This window comes from Streptomyces sp. NRRL F-5126, from assembly GCF_000721265.1.
Taxonomy (GTDB): domain Bacteria; phylum Actinomycetota; class Actinomycetes; order Streptomycetales; family Streptomycetaceae; genus Streptomyces.
Genome location: NZ_JOFZ01000008.1, coordinates 119,024 through 138,086, shown reverse-complemented (window position 1 = coordinate 138,086; position 19,063 = coordinate 119,024). Strand labels below are relative to the sequence as shown.

The 19,063-nt window shown below is 69.5% G+C and carries 15 protein-coding genes; 8 read left to right on the top strand and 7 right to left on the bottom strand.

The window, feature by feature from the left end:
* Positions 1 to 28 precede the first annotated feature (28 nt).
* Positions 29 to 2,386, bottom strand: coding sequence for a DUF6049 family protein (locus tag IH48_RS0118600; protein WP_030905380.1), 2,358 nt, complete (start codon positions 2,384 to 2,386; stop codon positions 29 to 31).
* Positions 2,387 to 2,583: 197 nt separating this feature from the next.
* On the opposite strand from IH48_RS0118600, the gene IH48_RS0118595 reads away from it, so the two are divergent.
* Complete coding sequence (locus IH48_RS0118595; protein WP_030905378.1) at positions 2,584 to 4,053, top strand: CCA tRNA nucleotidyltransferase; 1,470 nt, start codon at positions 2,584 to 2,586, stop codon at positions 4,051 to 4,053.
* Positions 4,054 to 4,179: 126 nt separating this feature from the next.
* Here the strand turns inward: IH48_RS0118595 and IH48_RS0118590 are convergent, their stop codons facing one another.
* Together IH48_RS0118590 and IH48_RS0118585 are read right to left on the bottom strand one after the other, a co-directional pair.
* Complete coding sequence (locus tag IH48_RS0118590) at positions 4,180 to 5,262, bottom strand: inositol-3-phosphate synthase (RefSeq protein WP_030905376.1); 1,083 nt, start codon at positions 5,260 to 5,262, stop codon at positions 4,180 to 4,182.
* 59 nt (positions 5,263 to 5,321) lie between these two features.
* Positions 5,322 to 6,023: a PadR family transcriptional regulator gene (locus IH48_RS0118585; RefSeq protein WP_030905374.1), complete on the bottom strand. Its 702-nt coding sequence runs from the start codon at positions 6,021 to 6,023 to the stop codon at positions 5,322 to 5,324.
* Between the two features lie 392 nt (positions 6,024 to 6,415).
* On the opposite strand from IH48_RS0118585, the gene IH48_RS0118580 reads away from it, so the two are divergent.
* Together IH48_RS0118580 and IH48_RS0118575 are read left to right on the top strand one after the other, a co-directional pair.
* A complete protein-coding gene (locus IH48_RS0118580; RefSeq protein WP_030905371.1) occupies positions 6,416 to 9,097 on the top strand; it encodes a transglycosylase domain-containing protein in 2,682 nt (893 codons plus the stop codon).
* A gap of 43 nt (positions 9,098 to 9,140) precedes the next feature.
* Positions 9,141 to 10,733, top strand: a complete 1,593-nt coding sequence (locus IH48_RS0118575; protein WP_078849841.1) for a glycosyltransferase 87 family protein — start codon at positions 9,141 to 9,143, stop codon at positions 10,731 to 10,733.
* 261 nt (positions 10,734 to 10,994) lie between these two features.
* Here the strand turns inward: IH48_RS0118575 and IH48_RS0118570 are convergent, their stop codons facing one another.
* The 3 genes from IH48_RS0118570 to IH48_RS0118560 all read right to left on the bottom strand — a co-directional run bounded on the left by IH48_RS0118570 (position 10,995) and on the right by IH48_RS0118560 (position 13,687).
* Positions 10,995 to 12,026: an alanine racemase gene (locus tag IH48_RS0118570; RefSeq protein WP_030905365.1), complete on the bottom strand. Its 1,032-nt coding sequence runs from the start codon at positions 12,024 to 12,026 to the stop codon at positions 10,995 to 10,997.
* 77 nt (positions 12,027 to 12,103) lie between these two features.
* Positions 12,104 to 13,240, bottom strand: coding sequence for a lipid II:glycine glycyltransferase FemX (locus IH48_RS0118565; protein ID WP_030905362.1), 1,137 nt, complete (start codon positions 13,238 to 13,240; stop codon positions 12,104 to 12,106).
* Positions 13,241 to 13,378: 138 nt separating this feature from the next.
* The gene (locus IH48_RS0118560) at positions 13,379 to 13,687 is read right to left on the bottom strand and encodes a hypothetical protein (RefSeq protein WP_030905359.1); all 309 of its coding nucleotides are present in this window, start codon (positions 13,685 to 13,687) and stop codon (positions 13,379 to 13,381) included.
* A 260-nt stretch (positions 13,688 to 13,947) separates the two neighbouring features.
* On the opposite strand from IH48_RS0118560, the gene rpsF reads away from it, so the two are divergent.
* The 4 genes from rpsF to rplI all read left to right on the top strand — a co-directional run bounded on the left by rpsF (position 13,948) and on the right by rplI (position 15,683).
* Positions 13,948 to 14,238, top strand: coding sequence for a 30S ribosomal protein S6 (rpsF, locus tag IH48_RS0118555; RefSeq protein WP_030905355.1), 291 nt, complete (start codon positions 13,948 to 13,950; stop codon positions 14,236 to 14,238).
* A 77-nt stretch (positions 14,239 to 14,315) separates the two neighbouring features.
* Positions 14,316 to 14,906 (top strand): single-stranded DNA-binding protein, encoded by a 591-nt coding sequence (locus IH48_RS0118550; protein ID WP_030905352.1) that lies wholly within the window; start codon positions 14,316 to 14,318, stop codon positions 14,904 to 14,906.
* Between the two features lie 76 nt (positions 14,907 to 14,982).
* Positions 14,983 to 15,219, top strand: a complete 237-nt coding sequence (rpsR, locus tag IH48_RS0118545; RefSeq protein WP_003967857.1) for a 30S ribosomal protein S18 — start codon at positions 14,983 to 14,985, stop codon at positions 15,217 to 15,219.
* A gap of 17 nt (positions 15,220 to 15,236) precedes the next feature.
* Positions 15,237 to 15,683, top strand: a complete 447-nt coding sequence (gene rplI, locus IH48_RS0118540; RefSeq protein ID WP_030905350.1) for a 50S ribosomal protein L9 — start codon at positions 15,237 to 15,239, stop codon at positions 15,681 to 15,683.
* A gap of 116 nt (positions 15,684 to 15,799) precedes the next feature.
* Here rplI and IH48_RS0118535 read toward each other — a convergent pair whose 3' ends face one another.
* Positions 15,800 to 17,149 carry an MATE family efflux transporter gene (locus IH48_RS0118535; RefSeq protein WP_030905347.1) on the bottom strand — a complete coding sequence of 450 codons (1,350 nt, stop codon included), beginning with the start codon at positions 17,147 to 17,149 and terminating at the stop codon, positions 15,800 to 15,802.
* A gap of 441 nt (positions 17,150 to 17,590) precedes the next feature.
* Here IH48_RS0118535 and dnaB point away from each other — a divergent pair, with 441 nt between their 5' ends.
* Positions 17,591 to 19,048, top strand: a complete 1,458-nt coding sequence (gene dnaB, locus IH48_RS0118530) for a replicative DNA helicase (protein WP_051840098.1) — start codon at positions 17,591 to 17,593, stop codon at positions 19,046 to 19,048.
* Positions 19,049 to 19,063: the final 15 nt, after the last annotated feature.

Sequence of the window (19,063 nt, the reverse complement as noted above, 5' to 3'; positions counted from 1 at the left end):
TCCCCGGCCGACCGGCCACGACATTCGCTCAACGGTCCACCTTCTCACCCGGGCCCGACGGTGCCGGGTTTCCCGGCCCGGTGTCCACCGCCGGGTCACTCGGCTGCCCGTCGCCGGAGCCGTTGTCGCGCACGCCCCCCGCGCCCGGGTCCTGGCCGTCGTCGCCGTGGTCCGCGGCGGCCGCACGGCGGGCGGCGGCACGCTTGCGGCGGCTGTACATCTTGACGCCCGCGAGGACGAGCAGCAGGACGCCGCTCGCGATGACGAGCATGGCCGTGGGGGTGATCTCCGAGACCTTGACCTCGAAGGTCATCTTCTGGCTGTAGGGGTGGCCGTCCGCGGTGAACAGCTGCGCCGTCACCTCGACCGGGCCGTTGGCATTGCCGGTTCCCGAGAACTTCACGGACTGGCTGTGGCCGCCGCCGACCTTGATGGGCTGCTCGGCCACGGCCTTGCCGTCGTCGAGCTTGAGGCGGGTGGGCTTGCTGGAGGTCAGGCGCAGCACGAGGTGCTGCGCGTCCTGGAGGAGCTTGTTCTGGACCGTCACGGGGATGGTCGCGCTGCGCCCCGACAGCGTCAGGTCGGACTTCGGCACGAGCAGGACCTCGCCCTTCAGGCCCTTCAGGTAGGTCGTGACCGTGTTCCGGTACGCGGCCGCCGCGGCGGCGTCGCCACGCCAGGACGTCGACATCGACCGTTCCTGGGCGTTCGCGAACGGCGCCTCCACCCGGTCGGGGGCGCTGAGGATGTCGGTGAACCTGGTCAGCAGGTCCTGCGTGTCCTTGATGTCCTGGAAGGCCGAGGCGGGCAGCTCCCTGCGGCGGAGGCTGCGTGGGTAGTGCGAGGCCCGCGGGACCTTCGTGTTCGCATGGGGATCCGGGGTGGCGGACGCCGCCTGCGTCAGGTTCTGCGACTCGGTCCAGCGCTCGGAGTCCAGCCCGTGCAGCGCCGCCGCCATCGCCTGCACCTGGCCGGCGTCGGGCATGCGCTGCGGGGCGACGACGATGCTGCGCTCCTTGTTGGGCACCTGCCGCGTCAGGGCGAGCGTCTGCGCGAGGAACTCCTGCTCCGCGAGCGTCGAGGAGGCCGCCGTCGTCAGGCCGCCCTCGAAGGCGGTGGAGAGCCGGCTGTCCGCCACGATCGCCGTGGTCCCGCCGCCGATGGGCCTGGCCGCCGTCGGCGTGTACGGCAGGTCGTCGCCGAGGCTGTCGCTGCGGGCGATGACCTTGTCCGCACCCGCGGAGGTCGCCACATCCACGATCGACGGATCGATGGCCCCGTCGATCGGCCACGCGAAGTCCGTGGACGGCGTCACATGGAGGATCGTGTCGACGGTGGTCGCGGCGACCTGCGTGGCCGGCTGGAGGTGGCTGAGGCTGCCGGAGACGCTGCGCCCGGCGTGTGCGAGGGACGCCAGATCGGGGTCCGCGAACGGCAGCGCGACGACCGGATGGTTCTGCACGGCCTTCTCCAGGGAGTTCAGCCACTGGTTGGCGAGCGCCTGGTTCTTGCCGGGGACGGTGGTGTTCCCCTTCTTGATGCTGTACTTGTGCGTCATCGCGTCGACGGTGGCCAGCAGGTCAGGGTCGATGACCCAGGTGACCGGCAGCTGGCTGCCCAGGGAGACCATCTGCTGGAGCCGGCCGCCAGGCGCCAGGTCGGCGGCGAGGTCGTCGTTGTCGAAGATGGGCGTCTGCTGCTCGTCGGGCCCGGTGCGCGCCGACAGGTGGACCTTCGAGATCAGCGGCCACAGGAAGGTGAGCTGCGTCTTCTTGTCGGTGGGGTCGGGCTGCCAGGGCAGGAAGGTGCGCTGCATCCCCAGGACGTGGTCCCACGGCTCCTGGGAGGTCTGGCCCGACAGGGAGACGCCGAGTTGATAGACGCCGTTGTTCCCCAGGCCCAAGTCGCTCACCGGGACCGACAGGGCGAAATCCTGGTGTGTCTTCGCGGCGAGGTGGGAGATCTTCACCCGGTACTTGCCGCCCAGCGGCGCGACCTGCACGTTCGTGTTCGTGGCGTTGCGTGCGGCGTCGTCGATGGCGCCGCGTCCGGCGAGGCGGGGGCCGACGCGCAGATCGACGTCCGCGTCCGTGATCGCATGGCCGGACCTGTTGGTCACGGTGCCTGACACGGTGAGCGTGTCACCTTTTACCGGCGCGCTCGGCGACAGGGTGTTGAGTGCCACGGCCACGGGGCTGTCCGACGCCGCTTTCTTCGACACGGCGGCCCCGACGGCCGTCGTGTGCGGCGCGGCCTGCGCCTCCGGCGCAGCGGTGGCCACCAGCCCGGCCAGCAGCGGTGCGCCCGCGACCAGGGATCCCGCGCGCCGCAACCACCGACGGGCAGCACCGCTGCCCGTCCCCCGGAAGTGCCCCGCATCGGCCACGCGCTCGCCCGTCCTCGTCCTTGTTGCCTGCTGTTGCTGGTCTGTCGTTCGCTGCGTCCACGCATGGTAACGAGGGGCGCTGTGGTGAAGTGCTGCGGACCGCTCCACGAGATCGGAAGGGCCCCGGAGACCGGAAGGGTCTCACGAACGCGAGGGGAGCGGCGGGTCGCTCCGAAGGGACCGTAGGCTTTCCTGTTGTGCCGAACGCCAACGAAGACAACCCCAGAGCACTGAACCAGGTGCAGAGCCGCGCGGTCAGCGAACTGCTGCGCGTCTCCCCCGTCGCCGACGCCCTGGCGAGCCGCTTCCAAGAGGCCGGCTTCTCGCTGGCCCTGGTGGGCGGGTCCGTCCGTGACGCCCTCCTCGGACGGCTCGGCAACGATCTGGATTTCACCACCGACGCGCGACCGCAGGACATCCTCAAGATCGTCAGGCCGTGGGCGGACGCGGTGTGGGACGTCGGGATCGCCTTCGGCACGGTCGGCTGCCGCAAGGACGCGCGTGTCGGCGAGGTGGAGCAGAGCTTCCAGATCGAGGTCACCACCTACCGCTCCGAGGCGTACGACAGGACCTCGCGCAAACCCGAGGTGTCGTACGGGGACTCCATCGAGCAGGACCTGGTGCGTCGCGACTTCACGGTGAACGCGATGGCGCTCGCGCTGCCGGAGAAGGAATTCATCGACCCGCACGGGGGGCTCCGCGACCTCGCGGAGCGTGTGCTGCGCACGCCTGGCACGCCTGAGGAGTCCTTCTCGGACGACCCCCTGCGGATGCTGCGCGCCGCCCGCTTCTCCGCACAGCTGGACTTCGAGGTGGCCCCCGAGGTGGTCGCCGCCATGAAGGAGATGGCCGACCGCATCGAGATCGTGTCGGCTGAGCGTGTGCGGGACGAGCTGAACAAGCTCCTGCTGTCCGAGAACCCCCGCAAGGGGCTCTCGCTCCTGGTCGGCAGCGGCCTCGCCGACCGCGTGCTGCCGGAGCTGCCGGCACTCCGGCTGGAGAGCGACGAGCACCACCGTCACAAGGACGTCTACGACCACTCGCTGATCGTGCTGGAGCAGGCCATCGACCTGGAGGAGGACGGGCCCGACCTGGTGCTGCGGCTCGCGGCGCTCCTCCATGACGTGGGCAAGCCGAGAACCCGGCGGTTCGAGAGCGACGGAAGGGTCTCGTTCCACCACCATGAGGTGGTCGGCGCGAAGCTCGTCAAGAAGAGGCTGACCGCTCTGAAGTACGCCAACGAGATGGTCAAGGACGTCTCGCGGCTTGTGGAGCTGCACCTGCGGTTCCACGGCTACGGAGCAGGCGAGTGGACGGACTCGGCCGTACGCCGCTACGTGCGCGACGCGGGCCCTCTCCTCAGCCGCCTGCACAAGCTCACCCGCTCGGACTGCACGACCCGCAACAAGCGGAAGGCGGCCGCGCTCTCCCGTGCGTACGACGGGCTGGAGGAACGGATCGCTCAGCTCCAGGAGAAGGAGGAGCTCGACTCGATCCGGCCCGACCTCAACGGGAACCAGATCATGGAGATCCTCGGCGTAGGCCCCGGCCCGGCGATCGGCACTGCCTACGCGTTCCTGCTGGAGCAGCGGCTGGAGAACGGGCCCATGGGCCACGACGAGGCCGTAGCGGCACTCAAGGAGTGGTGGGCGAAGCAGGCGAGCTGAGTCATGTTTCACGTGAAACATGACCCGCCGAAGGTGACGTTTCACGTGAAACATGGCTGAGGCCCCGGGACAACCGTCCCGGGGCCTCAGCCCGAAGCTCGGCACTGGATCAGCGCTCGACCTCGATCAGCGCTCGACCTCGCCGCGGATGAACTTCTCCACGTTCTCGCGGGCCTCATCGTCGAAGTACTGCTTCGGCGGCGACTTCATGAAGTAGCTGGAGGCCGACAGTACGGGGCCGCCGATGCCGCGGTCCTTCGCGATCTTCGCGGCACGCACGGCATCGATGATGACACCGGCGGAGTTGGGGGAGTCCCAGACCTCGAGCTTGTACTCCAGGTTCAGCGGAACGTCACCGAAGGCACGGCCCTCAAGGCGGACGTAGGCCCACTTGCGGTCGTCCAGCCAGGCGACGTAGTCGGACGGGCCGATGTGCACGTTGTCGGCGCCCAGGTCGCGGTCCGGGATCTGCGAGGTGACGGCCTGCGTCTTGGAGATCTTCTTGGACTCCAGGCGCTCGCGCTCGAGCATGTTCTTGAAGTCCATGTTGCCGCCGACGTTCAGCTGCATCGTGCGGTCGAGGATCACACCGCGGTCCTCGAAGAGCTTGGCGAGCACGCGGTGCGTGATGGTTGCGCCGACCTGCGACTTGATGTCGTCACCGATGATCGGCACGCCGGCCTCGGTGAACTTGTCCGCCCACTCCTTGGTGCCCGCGATGAACACCGGGAGGGCGTTCACGAAGGCGACCTTGGCGTCGATGGCGCACTGCGCGTAGTACTTCGCCGCGTCCTCGGAACCGACCGGCAGGTAGCAGACGAGGACGTCGACCTTGCGGTCCTTCAGGATCTGGACGATGTCCACGGGGGTCTCGTCGGACTCCTCGATGGTCTGGCGGTAGTACTTGCCCAGACCGTCCAGGGTGTGGCCGCGCTCGACCGTGATGCCGGAGGACGGCACGTCGCAGATCTTGATGGTGTTGTTCTCGCTGGCACCGATGGCGTCCGCGAGGTCGAGGCCGACCTTCTTCGCGTCGACGTCGAAGGCGGCGACGAACTCGATGTCCCGCACGTGGTAGTCGCCGAACTGCACGTGCATCAGCCCCGGCACCTTGCCCGCCGGGTCGGCGTCCTTGTAGTACTCGACGCCTTGCACCAGCGACGAGGCGCAGTTGCCCACGCCGACGATGGCTACGCGAACCGAACCCATTCCGGTTGCTCCCTGTGTGATCTCGGTGTTCCCGATGAGGCTCCGCGGTGAAGCGGGCCTCACTTGGTCCTGTCGTCGGACGGATCCGGCGGACCGGGGTGCCGCGAGGGCGAGCCCTCGGCAGATGCGGCACCCCGGCGCCGGGGCAGACCGTCCTTGTGGTCGGTGTCCTGCGGCGCACGGCGGTCAGCGGCCCGTGGACCGGCTGCCCGCTCGCTCTCGATGAGCTCGTTCAGCCAGCGGACCTCCCGCTCCACGGATTCCATCCCGTGGCGCTGGAGCTCCAGCGTGTAGTCGTCGAGACGCTCGCGCGTGCGGGCGAGTGAGGCCCGCATCTTCTCCAGGCGCTCCTCGAGACGGCTCCGGCGCCCTTCGAGGACGCGCATGCGCACCTCACGCTCGGTCTGCCCGAAAAAGGCGAACCGGGCGGCGAAGTGCTCGTCCTCCCAGGTGTCGGGCCCGGTGTGGGCGAGCAGCTCCTCGAAGTGCTCCTTGCCCTCGGCCGTCAGCCGGTAGACGATCTTGGCCCGGCGGCCGGCGAGGGACGCGGCGAGCGCGTCCTCCGGGGCGCTGCCCGGTTCCTCGATCAACCAGCCGTTGGCGACCAGCGTCTTGAGGCACGGGTAGAGCGTCCCGTAGCTGAACGCCCGGAAGATCCCCAGCGACGTATTGAGGCGTTTGCGCAGCTCGTAGCCGTGCATGGGGGACTCACGGAGCAGACCGAGCACGGCGAACTCAAGGATCCCCGAGCGCCTGCTCACACCTGCTCCTTTCGTCGTCCGCACGCCTGACCGCTTGGTTGTCTCGCTCCGACATGTCGTGCTGATGTATCGAGTCGATACATCAGCACGATAGAGGGCGGTGGCTGCCGCGACAAGAGGAGGACTCGTGAACGCGATCACATCGTCAATTCACAGAGTGCAAGTTGCCTGATTTGGGGTGACCTTCGGGGCTCGGTGAGTTTTGACCGTGCGTAGTCTGTGCGGCATGCAGACCACCGGGACCCCTGCGACGCGAGGGAGCGTCGCGCGCACGGGCCCAGCGAAGCCAGGGCGGACGACCACGGACGCCCGGCGGACCGGGGCCGTGCCGGGGGGCCGGAACACCACTGCCGCTTCCAGGCGCACTCGCCTGCCCGAGGAGTAGTCGTTCCATGAGCGAGCACCGTCGCAAACCGCCGCAGCCCCAAGGCGGCGGACGTGCCGCGGCCAGGCGCACGGCCCAGCAGCCGTCCGGCCGCCGCGCCGCCCCCTCCCGCGAAGGGGCCGCGGCGTCGCCCGCAGGCCCGCACGGGGAGGACGAGCAGCCGTACGCCGGCCGCGCCGCGGCCCGGCGCGCGGCCCAGCGCGGCGGCCGCAGGCGCGGGGCCGGCACAGGGCCGGGGGCCGGCGGGCGCGGCAAAGGCCGCGGGCCCGCCAAGAAGCGCTTCATCGACTACCCGCGCTTCGAGAAGTACGGCTGGCGCCGCTGGGTGCCGTCCTGGAGACTGTCGGGCGCGCTCGTGCTGGGCTTCTTCGGCTCGATACTGGCCGCCGGTTCGGCCGCCTACGCGCTCGTGGGACTGCCGCAGGTGAGCCTGGCGGCCAAGGCGGAGAACAACGTCTACTACTGGTCGGACGGCTCCCCGATGGTCTCCACCGGAGGCGAGCGCAACCGCCAGATCATCGGCATCGACCAGATCCCCAAGGCGATGCAGGACGCGGTGGTCTCCGCGGAGAACAAGTCCTTCTACACGGACTCGGGCATCGACCCCCAGGGCATCGCGCGCGCCGTCCTCAACATGGCGAAGGGCGAGGAGACGCAGGGCGGCTCCACGATCACCCAGCAGTACGTCAAGAACGCCCGCCTCGGAGACCAGAGCCAGACGCTGAGCCGCAAGGTCAAGGAGCTGTTCATCTCCATCAAGGTCGGCACCAAGATGGACAAGCGCCAGATCCTGGCCGGCTACCTGAACACCTCTTACTACGGCAGGGGCGCCTACGGCATCCAGGCGGCGTCGCGCGCGTACTTCGGCACGGACGCCAAGAACCTCAACCCGAGCCAGTGCGCCTTCCTCGCCGCGCTGCTCAAGGGCGCCACGCTCTACGACCCTGCGGGAAACCCGGGACTGAACCCGAACGCGACGCACGAGGCGAACACCAAGCGCGAGACGCAGCGGTGGAGCTGGATCCTCGACCAGATGGTCCAGGACCACAAGCTGAGCGCCGCGAAGCGCGCCACGTACAAGACGCTTCCCGACTACGACCAGCCGAAGAAGTCCCACCAGCTCAGTGGCCAGGTCGGCTACCTGGTGGACCTCGCGAAGTCGTACGTCGCCCACAACAGCCAGGGCATCACGGCGGACGACCTCTCCCACGGCGGTTACGAGATCTACACGACCTTCGACAAGAAGAAGGTCGACCAGCTCGAGAAGTCCGTCGAGAAGGTGCGCAAGGCCAACATCGACCCCGAGAAGCGGCCCAAGAAGGACAAGTACGTGCAGTTCGGCGGCGCGTCCGTGGAACCGCAGACGGGGAAGATCGTGGCGATCTACGGCGGTGAGGACGCCACGAAGCACTTCACCGACAACGCCGACTTCACCGGCGCCCAGGTCGGATCGACCTTCAAGCCGTTCGTGCTGGCCGCCGCCATGGAGCACGGGAAGAGAGACCCGGACCTCGGCCCCGACCAGCCCGACTCCGAGCGGACGCCGGTCAATCCGGACACCAGCCGCTACCCGGGCAAGAACATGTACAAGGTCAAGGACTACACAGGCAAGGATTGGGTGGACAAGAGCGGCAAGGAGTGGTTGCAGCCCAACGACGAGGGGTACAACCGGCCGTCGATCAGCCTGCGCGAGGCCATGCGTGAGTCCGTGAACTCCGCGTTCGTGCAGCTCGGCATGGATGTGGGCATCCCGACCGTGCGCACGGAGGCCGAGAAGGCCGGTCTGTCCGCGAGCCAGCTGAGCAAGTCCGACGTGCCGTCGTTCTCCATCGGCATCTCCGACCCGAGCGCCATCCGCATGGCCGGCGCGTACGGCACCTTCGCCCAGCACGGCAAGCAGCGCGAGCCGTACTCGGTGACGAAGGTCCTCAAGCGCGGCAAGGAGGTCTACAAGCACCAGAACAAGGTCACGCAGGCGATGCCCGCTCAGGTCGCGGACAACGTGACCGACGTGCTGCGGACTGTCGTCGACAAGGGCACGGGCACCAACGCAAAGGTTCCCGGTCGGGAACTGGCGGGCAAGACCGGTACGACCGACGAGAACAAGTCCGCCTGGTTCGTCGGCTACACCCCGCAGCTGTCGACGGCCGTGGACATGTACCGCATGGACGACAGCGCGAAGGGCGACCACAAGTTCCTGTCGATGTACGGCACGGGTGGCCAAACCACCATCCAGGGTGCGTCGTTCCCCTCGGAGATCTTCCGCGACTACATGACGGACGCGCTGTCGAACACCCCTGTCATGAAGTTCACGAAGCCCCAGCCCATCGGCAAGTCGGTCTTCGGCGGTGGCCTGCACTCCCCGCCGCCCTCGCCTTCCACCTCGCCGTCCACGTCCCCGTCGACCTCCACATCCCCGTCCACGCAGCCGTCGCCGTCGACGACCCCGTCCGGCATCTCGCCGCCGCCGTCGCCTTCCGACACCTGCAACTCGTGGTGGGGCGGCTGCTCCGACGGTGGCCAGAACGGCACCGGTGGCGGCAACGGTGGCACCGGGGGCAACGGCGGCACGGGAGGCAACGGCGGCACCGACGGAGGTACGGACCCGTCGCCGTCCGACTCGCAACCCGGCAGCGACAGCGGCGGCAACGGAGACACGGGAGGCATCTTCGGCGGCCCGGTCACGTAGGCAGGCAGCCACGGCGCCGGCGCGGTACGGCAGGATGGGCGCCATGCCCAGCGCAGAAGACACCTCCGCACCCGCCGGTACGTCCGTCGCGCCCCAGGAGGCGGCCGACGTCGCGCCCACCCGCCGCGACCGGATCGCCGCGGCCGGCAGCGAGCTGATCGGCGGCCCCTTCGGGCGCTGGGCGTACGCCAGAGCGAGCTGGCTCACGCCCGTGCGCGTCGTCGCGCTCGTCGCGATCGGCATGTTCGCGCTCGGCATGGTCCAGAAGCTGCCGTGCTACGACTGGGCGTGGTTCCGCGGCGCCAGCTCCCAGTACACGCACGCCTGCTACTCGGACGTACCGCACCTCTTCCAGGCGCGCGGCTTCTCCGACGGGCTCGTGCCGTACTTCGACCGCCTGAACGGCGACATGGACTACCTGGAGTACCCCGTGCTCACAGGCCTGTTCATGGAGGTCGCCTCCTGGATCACCTCGCTGTTCACGTCGGGTGACGCCGACCTGATGGGCCGCGAGCAGGCCTACTGGATGGCGAACGCGGCGATGCTCCTCGTCTGCGCCGCGATCATCGCCGTGTGCACGGCCCGCATCCACAGGCGCCGCCCCTGGGACGCCCTGCTGGTGGCGCTCGCGCCCGCGTTCGCGCTGACCGCCACGATCAACTGGGACCTGCTGGCCGTCGCCCTGACGGCGGCCGCGATGCTGATGTGGACGCGGGGCAGGACGGTCGCGTTCGGCGTCCTCATCGGGCTGGCCACGGCGGCGAAGCTGTATCCGGTGCTGATCCTCGGGCCGCTGCTCGTGCTGTGCTGGCGGGCCGGCAAGTGGCGGGCGTACGGGACGGCGCTGCTGGGCGCCGCCTGCGCCTGGCTCGTGGTGAACCTGCCGGTGATGCTGGCGGCACCCGAGGGGTGGAAGAAGTTCTACACGTTCAGCCAGTCGCGGCCGGTGGACTTCGGGTCGTTCTGGCTGATCATCAACCAGCGGACCGGCGCGTTCACGAACGACGTCGGGCCGGTCAACACGTACTCCGTCCTGCTGATGGTGCTCGCCTGCGCCGGCATCGGCGCGCTGGCGCTGATGGCGCCGCGCAGGCCGCGGTTCGCGCAGCTCGCCTTCCTCGTCGTCGCCGCGTTCATCCTGGCCAACAAGGTGTACTCGCCGCAGTACGTGCTCTGGCTCGTGCCGCTCGCGGCGCTCGCGCGGCCGCGCTGGCGCGACTTCCTGGTGTGGCAGGCGTGCGAGGTCATGTACTTCCTCGGCATCTGGATGTACCTCGCGTACACGACCAGCGGCGACGCGCACAAGGGGCTGCCCGCGCAGGGGTACCAGCTCGCGATCGCCCTGCACCTGGCGGGCACGCTGTTCCTGTGCGCGATGGTCGTGCGGGACGCGCTGATGCCCGAGCGCGACCCGGTGCGCGCCGACGGCGGGGACGACCCGTCGGGCGGCGTGCTGGACCGCGCGCCCGACGTCTTCGTCCTGGGCGAGGCGGCGCGCGCACGCCTCGCCGCCGACGAGGACGGGGACGGGGACGGCGACGGGGGCACCGGGCGGCGGGTCGAGTGGGGCCGCGACGAGTGGGACACCGGCGAGTGGGAGCCCCAGGCGCGGGGGAAGGGCAGGCACCACGGCTAGCCCCCGGTCCGCACGGGCCCGCACGCCGGGCGGTGACGAGCACGGCGGTGGCGCCTGGCGCCCGGGCTTCGGCGTCAGGGCCTGCCGGCCGTGATCGTCGGCTGCGCGCACCCGCGGCGTGAGGGGTACCGAGGCACGCCGCCCCGGCTCGTGCGGCCCGGCCGCCGTTGGGCCCTGGGCCGCACGCGTGCGGCACTGTCGGCCTGCCGCGCGCCCGGCGGCGGCGCGTCCCACGCTCAAGCCGCGCGGCGCGCCGAGCGCTCAGCGGTCGACGAGCCGGTCGAACTGCGTCGTCGTGTGGCGCAGGATCGCCACCAGCTCGTCGCCGATCTTCGGCTCCTCAGCGTCCGACGGCACGAAAAGGATCGACACTTGCATGTGCGGCGGCTCCGCGAACCAGCGCTGCTTGCCTGCCCAGACGAACGGCGACAGGTTGCGGTTGACCGTGGCGAGCCCCGCGCGCGCCACGCCCTTCGCCCGCGACGTCATGCTGTGCACCGCCTTCGGGGCCTCGAGCCCCACGCCGTGTGACGTGCCCCCGGCGACGACCACGAGCCAGCCGTCGGCCGCCGTCCTCTGCTGGCGGTAGCCGAACCGGTCGCCCTTGACGACCTGGGTGACGTCGAGGACCGCGCCCCGGTACTCGGTCGCGTCATGGTCGCCGAGCCACAGCTTGGTGCCGATGCGCGCGCGGAAGCGGGTCTGCGGGAACTGCTGCTGCAGCCTGGCCAGCTCGTCGGCCTTCAGGTGGCTCACGAACATCGTGTGCAGCGGGAGCCGGGCCGCGCGCAGCCTGTCCATCCACGCGATGACCTCCTCGACGGCGTCCGAGCCGTCCGTGCGGTCGAGCGGCAGGTGCAGCGCGAAGCCTTCGAGACGCACGTCCTCGATGGCCGCGTGCAGCTGGCCGAGCTCGTCCTCCTTGACGCCGTGGCGCTTCATGGAGCTCATGCACTCGATGACCACGCGCGCGCCCACCAGCGCGTACACGCCGTCGATGGACGAGACGGAGCGGACCACGCGGTCCGGCAGCGGCACCGGCTCCTCGCCGCGCCTGAACGGGGTCAGGACCAGCAGGTCGCCGCTGAACCAGTCCTTGATGCTCGCGGCCTCGTAGATCGTGCCGACGGCGAGCATGTCGGAACCGAAACGGGTCGTCTCCTCCGCGAGCCGCCCGTGCCCGAAGCCGTACCCATTGCCCTTGCAGACGGGCACGATGCCGGGGAACTGATCGATGACCGACTTCTGGTGCGCCCGCCAGCGCGCGGTGTCGACGTAGAGGGAGAGCGCCATGCCGGTCCTGGACCTTTCTCTCGGCTGCCGTAGCCGTCAGCTGTTTCTCGAACGTTCTCGGGGAAGCGTATGGGCGGTCAGCGTCGGGACATGTACATGTCCAGCGCCTTGTGGAGGAGCTTGTTCAGCGGGAAGTCCCACTCGCCGATGTACTCGACGGCCTCGCCGCCGGTGCCCACCTTGAACTGGATCAACCCGAAGAGGTGGTCGGTCTCGTCCAGCGAGTCGGAGATGCCGCGCAGGTCGTAGACCGTCGCGCCCATCGCGTACGCGTCGCGCAGCATGCGCCACTGCATGGCGTTCGACGGCCGCACCTCGCGCTTGTGGTTCGCGGAGGCGCCGTAGGAGTACCAGACGTGGCCGCCGACGATCAGCATCGTCGCGGCGGCGACGTTCTCGCCCTCGTGGCGGGCGAAGTAGAGCCGCATGCGGTTCGGGTCCTCGGTGTTCAGGACCGTCCACATGCGTTCGAAGTAGGACTGGGGCCGCGGCCTGAAGTGGTCGCGCTCCGCCGTGATCTCGTACAGGCGCTGCCACTCGGCGAGGTCGTTGTAGCCGCCCTGCACGACCTCGACGCCCGCCTTCTCGGCCTTCTTGATGTTGCGGCGCCACAGCTGGTTGAAGCCCTTGAGCACCTCGTCGAGTGACCGGTTCGCCAGCGGCACCTGGAAGACGTAGCGGGGCTGCACGTCGCCGAAGCCGGCGCCGCCGTCCTCGCCCTGCTGCCAGCCCATCTTCCGCAGCCGGTCGGACACCTCGAACGCGCGCGGCTCGATGTGGGTGGCCTCGACGTCGCGCAGGCGCTTCACGTCCGGGTCCTGGATGCCGGACTTGATGGCGGCCGCGTCCCAGCGGCGGATCACCACCGGAGGCCCCATCTTCACCGAGAAGGCGCCCTGCTGCTTGAGGTGCGCGAGCATCGGCTGCAGCCACTCGTCCAGATTGGGCGCGTGCCAGTTGATGACCGGGCCCTCCGGCAGGTACGCGAGGTAGCGCTTGATCTTGGGCAGCTGCCGGTACAGCACGAGCCCCGCGCCGACCAGCCGGCCGGTCGAGTCGAACCAGCCGAGGTTCTCCGAGCGCCACTCCGTCTTCACGTCGGCCCATGCGGGCACCTGGCAGTGGCTGGCGGAGGGCAGGCTCTGGATGTACGCCAGATGCTGCTCACGGCTGATGGTCCTGAGGACCAGGCTCTTGCTCTGGGGCAGGCTCATGCGGGGGCGCTCCTCGGCGGGTGTGTCCCCAGTGGGTACGTGGGGCTCCGGGTCACGCGCCGAAGCCTACTGCGCCCCGGGAGCGTCGGCCTGGCCGACGGCGGCTGTGACGGGCCGGCCGCGACCGGCCCGCCGCGCTCAGGCGACGAAGAGCCCGCCGTGTGCCATGCCGAGGAAGAAGCCGATCGCGGCCGCGCCGAGGCCGAGGATGGTCAGGAAGCGCTCGCGCGTGGTGATGGAGACGTACTGCGTGTACGCGCCCACGATGATCCCGACGAGGCCGACCCACGAGGTCAGCAGCGACAGGTTGTGGAACCAGGCGGTCACGAAGGCCAGCAGCCCGAGGACGAGCGTCGCGGCCATGAGGGAGTCCTGCAAGGGGTGGGGCTTCCCGTCGGAGGCGAAGAGGGAGCCGCGTGACGTGTTCGGATGCATTGCCTGTGCCATGAGGCACCTCCTGGCTGACCGGCGGCGCGTGGTAGCGCCGCGCGTACCCGATGTACCCAGATTGTGCCCGGGTGCGGGCGGATTTCAACCGGACGGGCATGTCCGGGTAGCCTGTACGGTCTGCGGCGGTGTCTGCCCAGGTCTGCCAGAGCCGGTTCGCCGGCCGATTGTCAGAGGCGGCCGATACCGTTGCTCACGCATCACGACCCTCCTGCCACGGAACGACCGTGGCCGCCGAGTCCAAAGGAGGTGGGTTCCACATGCGTCACTACGAGGTGATGGTCATCCTCGACCCCGATCTCGAGGAGCGTTCTGTCTCCCCGCTGATCGAGAGCTTCCTCTCCGTCGTCCGTGAGGCCGACGGAAAGGTCGAGAAGGTCGACACCTGGGGCCGTCGTCGTCTCTCCTACGAGATCAACAAGAAGCCCGAGGGCATCTACTCGGTCATCGACCTCCAGGCCGAGCCTGCGGTCGTCAAGGAGCTCGACCGGCAGATGAAGCTGAACGAGTCGGTCCTCCGGACCAAGGTGCTGCGTCCCGAGACCCACTGAGCCGAGGCTCGGCAGCGAGTAACGAGTAGCAGCACAGCCAAGCATTCCCGCGCAATCCCCGCCGAGAGGTTCCATCCATGGCAGGCGAGACCGTCATCACGGTAGTCGGCAACCTTGTCGACGACCCCGAGCTGCGCTTCACGCCGTCGGGGGCCGCGGTCGCGAAGTTCCGCGTCGCGTCGACCCCCCGCATGTTCGACCGCCAGACCAACGAGTGGAAGGACGGCGAAAGCCTGTTCCTGACCTGCTCGGTGTGGCGCCAGGCTGCGGAGAACGTCGCCGAGTCGCTGCAGCGCGGCATGCGCGTCGTCGTCCAGGGCCGGCTCAAGCAGCGGTCCTACGAGGACCGCGAGGGCGTCAAGCGGACGGTCTACGAGCTGGACGTCGACGAGGTCGGCCCCAGCCTGAAGAACGCCACTGCCAAGGTCACCAAGACCACGGGCCGTGGCGGCCAGGGCGGCTACGGCGGTGGCGGCCAGCAGGGCGGCGGCGGAGGCGGCGGCTGGGGCGGTAGCTCCGGCGGCGGTGCTCCGGCCGACGACCCCTGGGCGACCAGCGCCCCCTCCGGTGGCCAGCAGGCGCCGCAGGGCGGCGGGGGTGGCTGGGGCGGCAGCTCCGGCGGCTCGGGCGGCTCGGGCGGCGGCTACTCGGACGAGCCCCCCTTCTAGAGCGGCCCTCTCGTCGAGGGGCGTTCCGGAAGAGCGGGCTCGCACCCACACTTCTTGATCACACAGGAGAAACACCATGGCGAAGCCGCCTGTGCGCAAGCCTAAGAAGAAGGTCTGCGCATTCTGCAAGGACAAGACCCAGTACGTGGACTACAAGGACACGAACATGCTGCGGAAGTTCATTTCCGACCGCGGCAAGATCCGTGCCCGCAGGGTCACCGGTAACTGCACCCAGCACCAGCGCGATGTCGCCACGGCCGTGAAGAACAGCCGTGAGATGGCGCTGCTGCCCTACACGTCCACCGCGCGCTAAGGGAGGGTGACCGCATCATGAAGATCATCCTCACCAACGAGGTCAGCGGCCTCGGCGCCGCGGGCGACGTCGTCGATGTCAAGGACGGCTACGCCCGCAACTACCTCGTCCCCCGCGGGTTCGCGATCCGCTGGACCAAGGGCGGCGAGAAGGACGTGGCGCAGATCCGCCGCGCCCGCAAGATCCACGAGATCGCCACCATCGAGCAGGCCAACGAGATCAAGGCCCGCCTCGAAGGCGTGAACGTGCGCCTGGCCGTGCGCTCCGGCGACGCGGGCCGCCTGTTCGGCTCCGTCACCCCGGCCGACCTCGCCTCGGCGATCAAGTCGGCCGGCGGTCCTGAGGTCGACAAGCGCCGCATCGAGCTCGGCGCGCCCATCAAGACGCTGGGCGGACACCAGATCTCGGTGCGTCTGCACCCCGAGGTCTCCGCGAAGCTCGGCGTCGAGGTCGTCTCCGCCTGACGGTGGCGCCTCGGCAGGGAAGGGCCGCACCCCCTCGGGGGTGCGGCCCTTCGCCTGTGCGGGTCCTGGTGCCGGTGGGCGGACGTTTCACGTGAAACGTCCGGTCGGTCGTCGAGTCAGCGGGTGGCGCCGGTGACCATCCAGCGGCCGGACCGCATGCGCCACGCGAGCGTCACCAGGCGAACGAGCATCATCAAACCCATCGACCACCACACGGCCGTCAGCCCGCCACCGAGCGCCGGTACGGCCAGCGCGACCGGGGCGAAGACCGCCAGCGTGACCACCATCGCGCCCGCCAGGTAGACGCCGTCCCCCGCCCCCATCAGCACGCCGTCCAGGATGAACACGATGCCCGCGACCGGCTGCGTGACCGCCACCACCAGCAGCGCGGGAAGCAGCGCCGCTCGCACGGTCGCGTCCCCGGTGAACAGCGGGATGAACAACGGACGGGCCGCCACGATCAGCACGCCGATCACCACCCCCGTGAGGAGCCCCCAGAGCACCATCCTGCGGCACGCCTGCCGCGCTCCGTCCGTGTCGCCGGCTCCCAGGTAGCGGCCGATGATCGCCTGGCCCGCGATGGCGATCGCGTCCAGGGCGAATGCGGTCAGGCTCCACAGCGACAGCACCACCTGGTGCGCCGCGATGTCCACATCGCTGAGACGTGCCGCCACGGCGGTGGCGATGAGGAGGACGGCGCGGAGCGAGAGCGTACGGACCAGCAGGGGCACGCCGGCCCGCGCGCTCGCCCGGACCCCCGCCGCGTCGGGGCGCAGGGACGCCCCGTGCAGGCGTGCTCCGCGTACGACGACGACCAGGTAGGCGGCCGCCATGGCGTACTGGGCGATCACCGTGCCCCACGCGGAGCCGGCGATGCCGAGCCCGGCGCCGTAGACCAGCGAGACGTTGAGCACGGCGTTGGCCGTGAACCCTCCGACGGCCACGTAGAGCGGGGTCCTGGTGTCCTGCAGGCCGCGCAGGACTCCCGTCGCCGCGAGCACCATCAGCATGGCGGGGATGCCGAGGCTGGAGACGCGCAGGTAGGTGGCCGCGTACGGCGCCGCGGTGTCCGACGCGCCGAACGCGCTCACCAGCCAGGGGGCCGCGGGCAGGGTGACGGCGATGACGGCGGCACCGATCAGGAGAGCCAGCCAGATCCCGTCCATGCCCTGCTGGATGGCGGCCTTGAGGTCGCCCGCGCCGACGCGCCGCGCGACGGCGGCGGTGGTGGCGTACGCGAGGAAGACGAAGATGCTCACCGCGGTGGTCAGCAGCGCCGCCGCGACCCCGAGACCCGCGAGCTCCCGGGTCCCGAGGTGGCCGACGATGGCGCTGTCCACCATGACGAAAAGAGGCTCGGCGACGAGCGCCCCGAAGGCCGGCACGGCGAGTGCGACGATCTCCCGGTCATGGCGGCGGCGGTCATGGCGCAGGGCAGCCCTGGGCGGGGAGGGGACCTGGGTCATGGCACCCAATCTAGTCTTCCACAGGTAAGAGGTGCAATGCCTAATGGGCACTTACGGTTGCTTGCTGCGGACAACCGGGGTGCCTGCCTTTGCTCCGATCTTGTGCTGTCCGGGAAAATTTTTCTCCCCCACAGCCGGTGGATGGCAAAGCCGCAGGTCAAGGCTGGTGTTATCGGAGGCGCTCCATCTTGTCCACAGAGCTGTCCCCCGCTTCGTGCACAGGAACGGTGAGGTTCTCCACAGCATTGAATCGCTCATCCACATGGCCTGTGGATAACCAGATTGGCTGACGGTGCGGGCAGGCCTACCGTGGACCGGCGTCCGACGCGCCGAGACCGGAGCCAGCCCTCTCGTTTTGTCAGTGTCGTGCCGTAGAAAGAGTGGCACGGCGAGGTCCGCGGAGCGGATGTGAGGAGGTGGCCGGTGAGCATCCCCGAGCCATTGGACAACCCCTGGACCGACGCCGGTCCCGACGAGCGCCGCACCATGTCGCGGCAGCGCCGCGGTGACGACCGCGGCGGCCGGGACGAGCGGCACGACCGGGGCTCCGAGGCCGCGTGGGACAGCGGATCCGGCTTCGAGCGAGTACCGCCCCAGGACCTCGACGCGGAGCAGTCCGTGCTCGGCGGCATGCTGCTGTCCAAGGACGCCATCGCGGACGTCGTCGAGGTGCTCAAGGGCCAGGACTTCTACCGGCCTGCCCATGAAACCGTCTACCAGGCCATCCTCGACCTGTACGCGAAGGGCGAGCCCGCCGACCCGATCACGGTGGCCGCCGAGTTGGTCAAGCGCGGCGAGATCGGCCGGATCGGCGGCGCCTCCTACCTGCACACGCTGGTGCAGTCGGTGCCCACCGCGGCGAACGCCTCCTACTACGCGGAGATCGTCCACGAGCGCGCGGTGCTGCGCCGCCTGGTGGAGGCCGGCACCAGGATCACGCAGATGGGATACGCGGCGGACGGTGACGTCGACGAGATCGTGAACTCGGCGCAGGCCGAGATCTACGCCGTCACCGAGCAGCGCACCAGCGAGGACTACCTGCCGCTCGGCGACATCATGGAGGGCGCCCTCGACGAGATCGAGGCGATCGGCTCCCGCAGCGGCGAGATGACGGGCGTGCCGACGGGTTTCACGGACTTCGACTCGCTCACGAACGGCCTGCACCCCGGCCAGATGATCGTGATCGCGGCACGCCCCGCGATGGGCAAGTCGACGCTTGCGCTGGACTTCGCCCGGGCGGCGTCCATCAAGAACAATCTGCCGAGTGTCATCTTCTCGCTGGAGATGGGGCGCAACGAGATCGCGATGCGCCTGCTTTCGGCGGAGGCTCGGGTCGCGCTGCACCACATGCGCTCGGGGACGATGACGGACGAGGACTGGACGCGGCTGGCCCGCCGCATGCCTGAGGTCACGCAGGCGCCGCTGTACATCGACGACTCGCCGAACCTGTCCATGATGGAGATCAGGGCCAAGTGCCGCCGCCTGAAGCAACGAAACGACTTGCGGCTGGTCGTCATCGACTACCTCCAGCTGATGCAGTCGGGCGGCTCCAAGCGCATCGAGAGCCGTCAGCAGGAGGTCTCGGACATGAGCCGCAACCTCAAGCTCCTCGCCAAGGAGCTCGAACTGCCGGTCATCGCGCTCTCCCAGCTCAACCGCGGCCCCGAACAGCGCACGGACAAGAAGCCGATGGTCTCCGACCTGCGTGAGTCGGGCTCCATCGAGCAGGACGCGGACATGGTGATCCTCCTCCACCGCGAGGACGCCTACGAGAAGGAGTCCCCGCGCGCCGGCGAGGCGGACCTGATCGTGGCCAAGCACCGCAACGGCCCGACGGCCACCATTACGGTCGCCTTCCAGGGTCACTACTCCCGCTTCGTGGACATGGCCCAGACGTAAGCACCTCCACCCCGC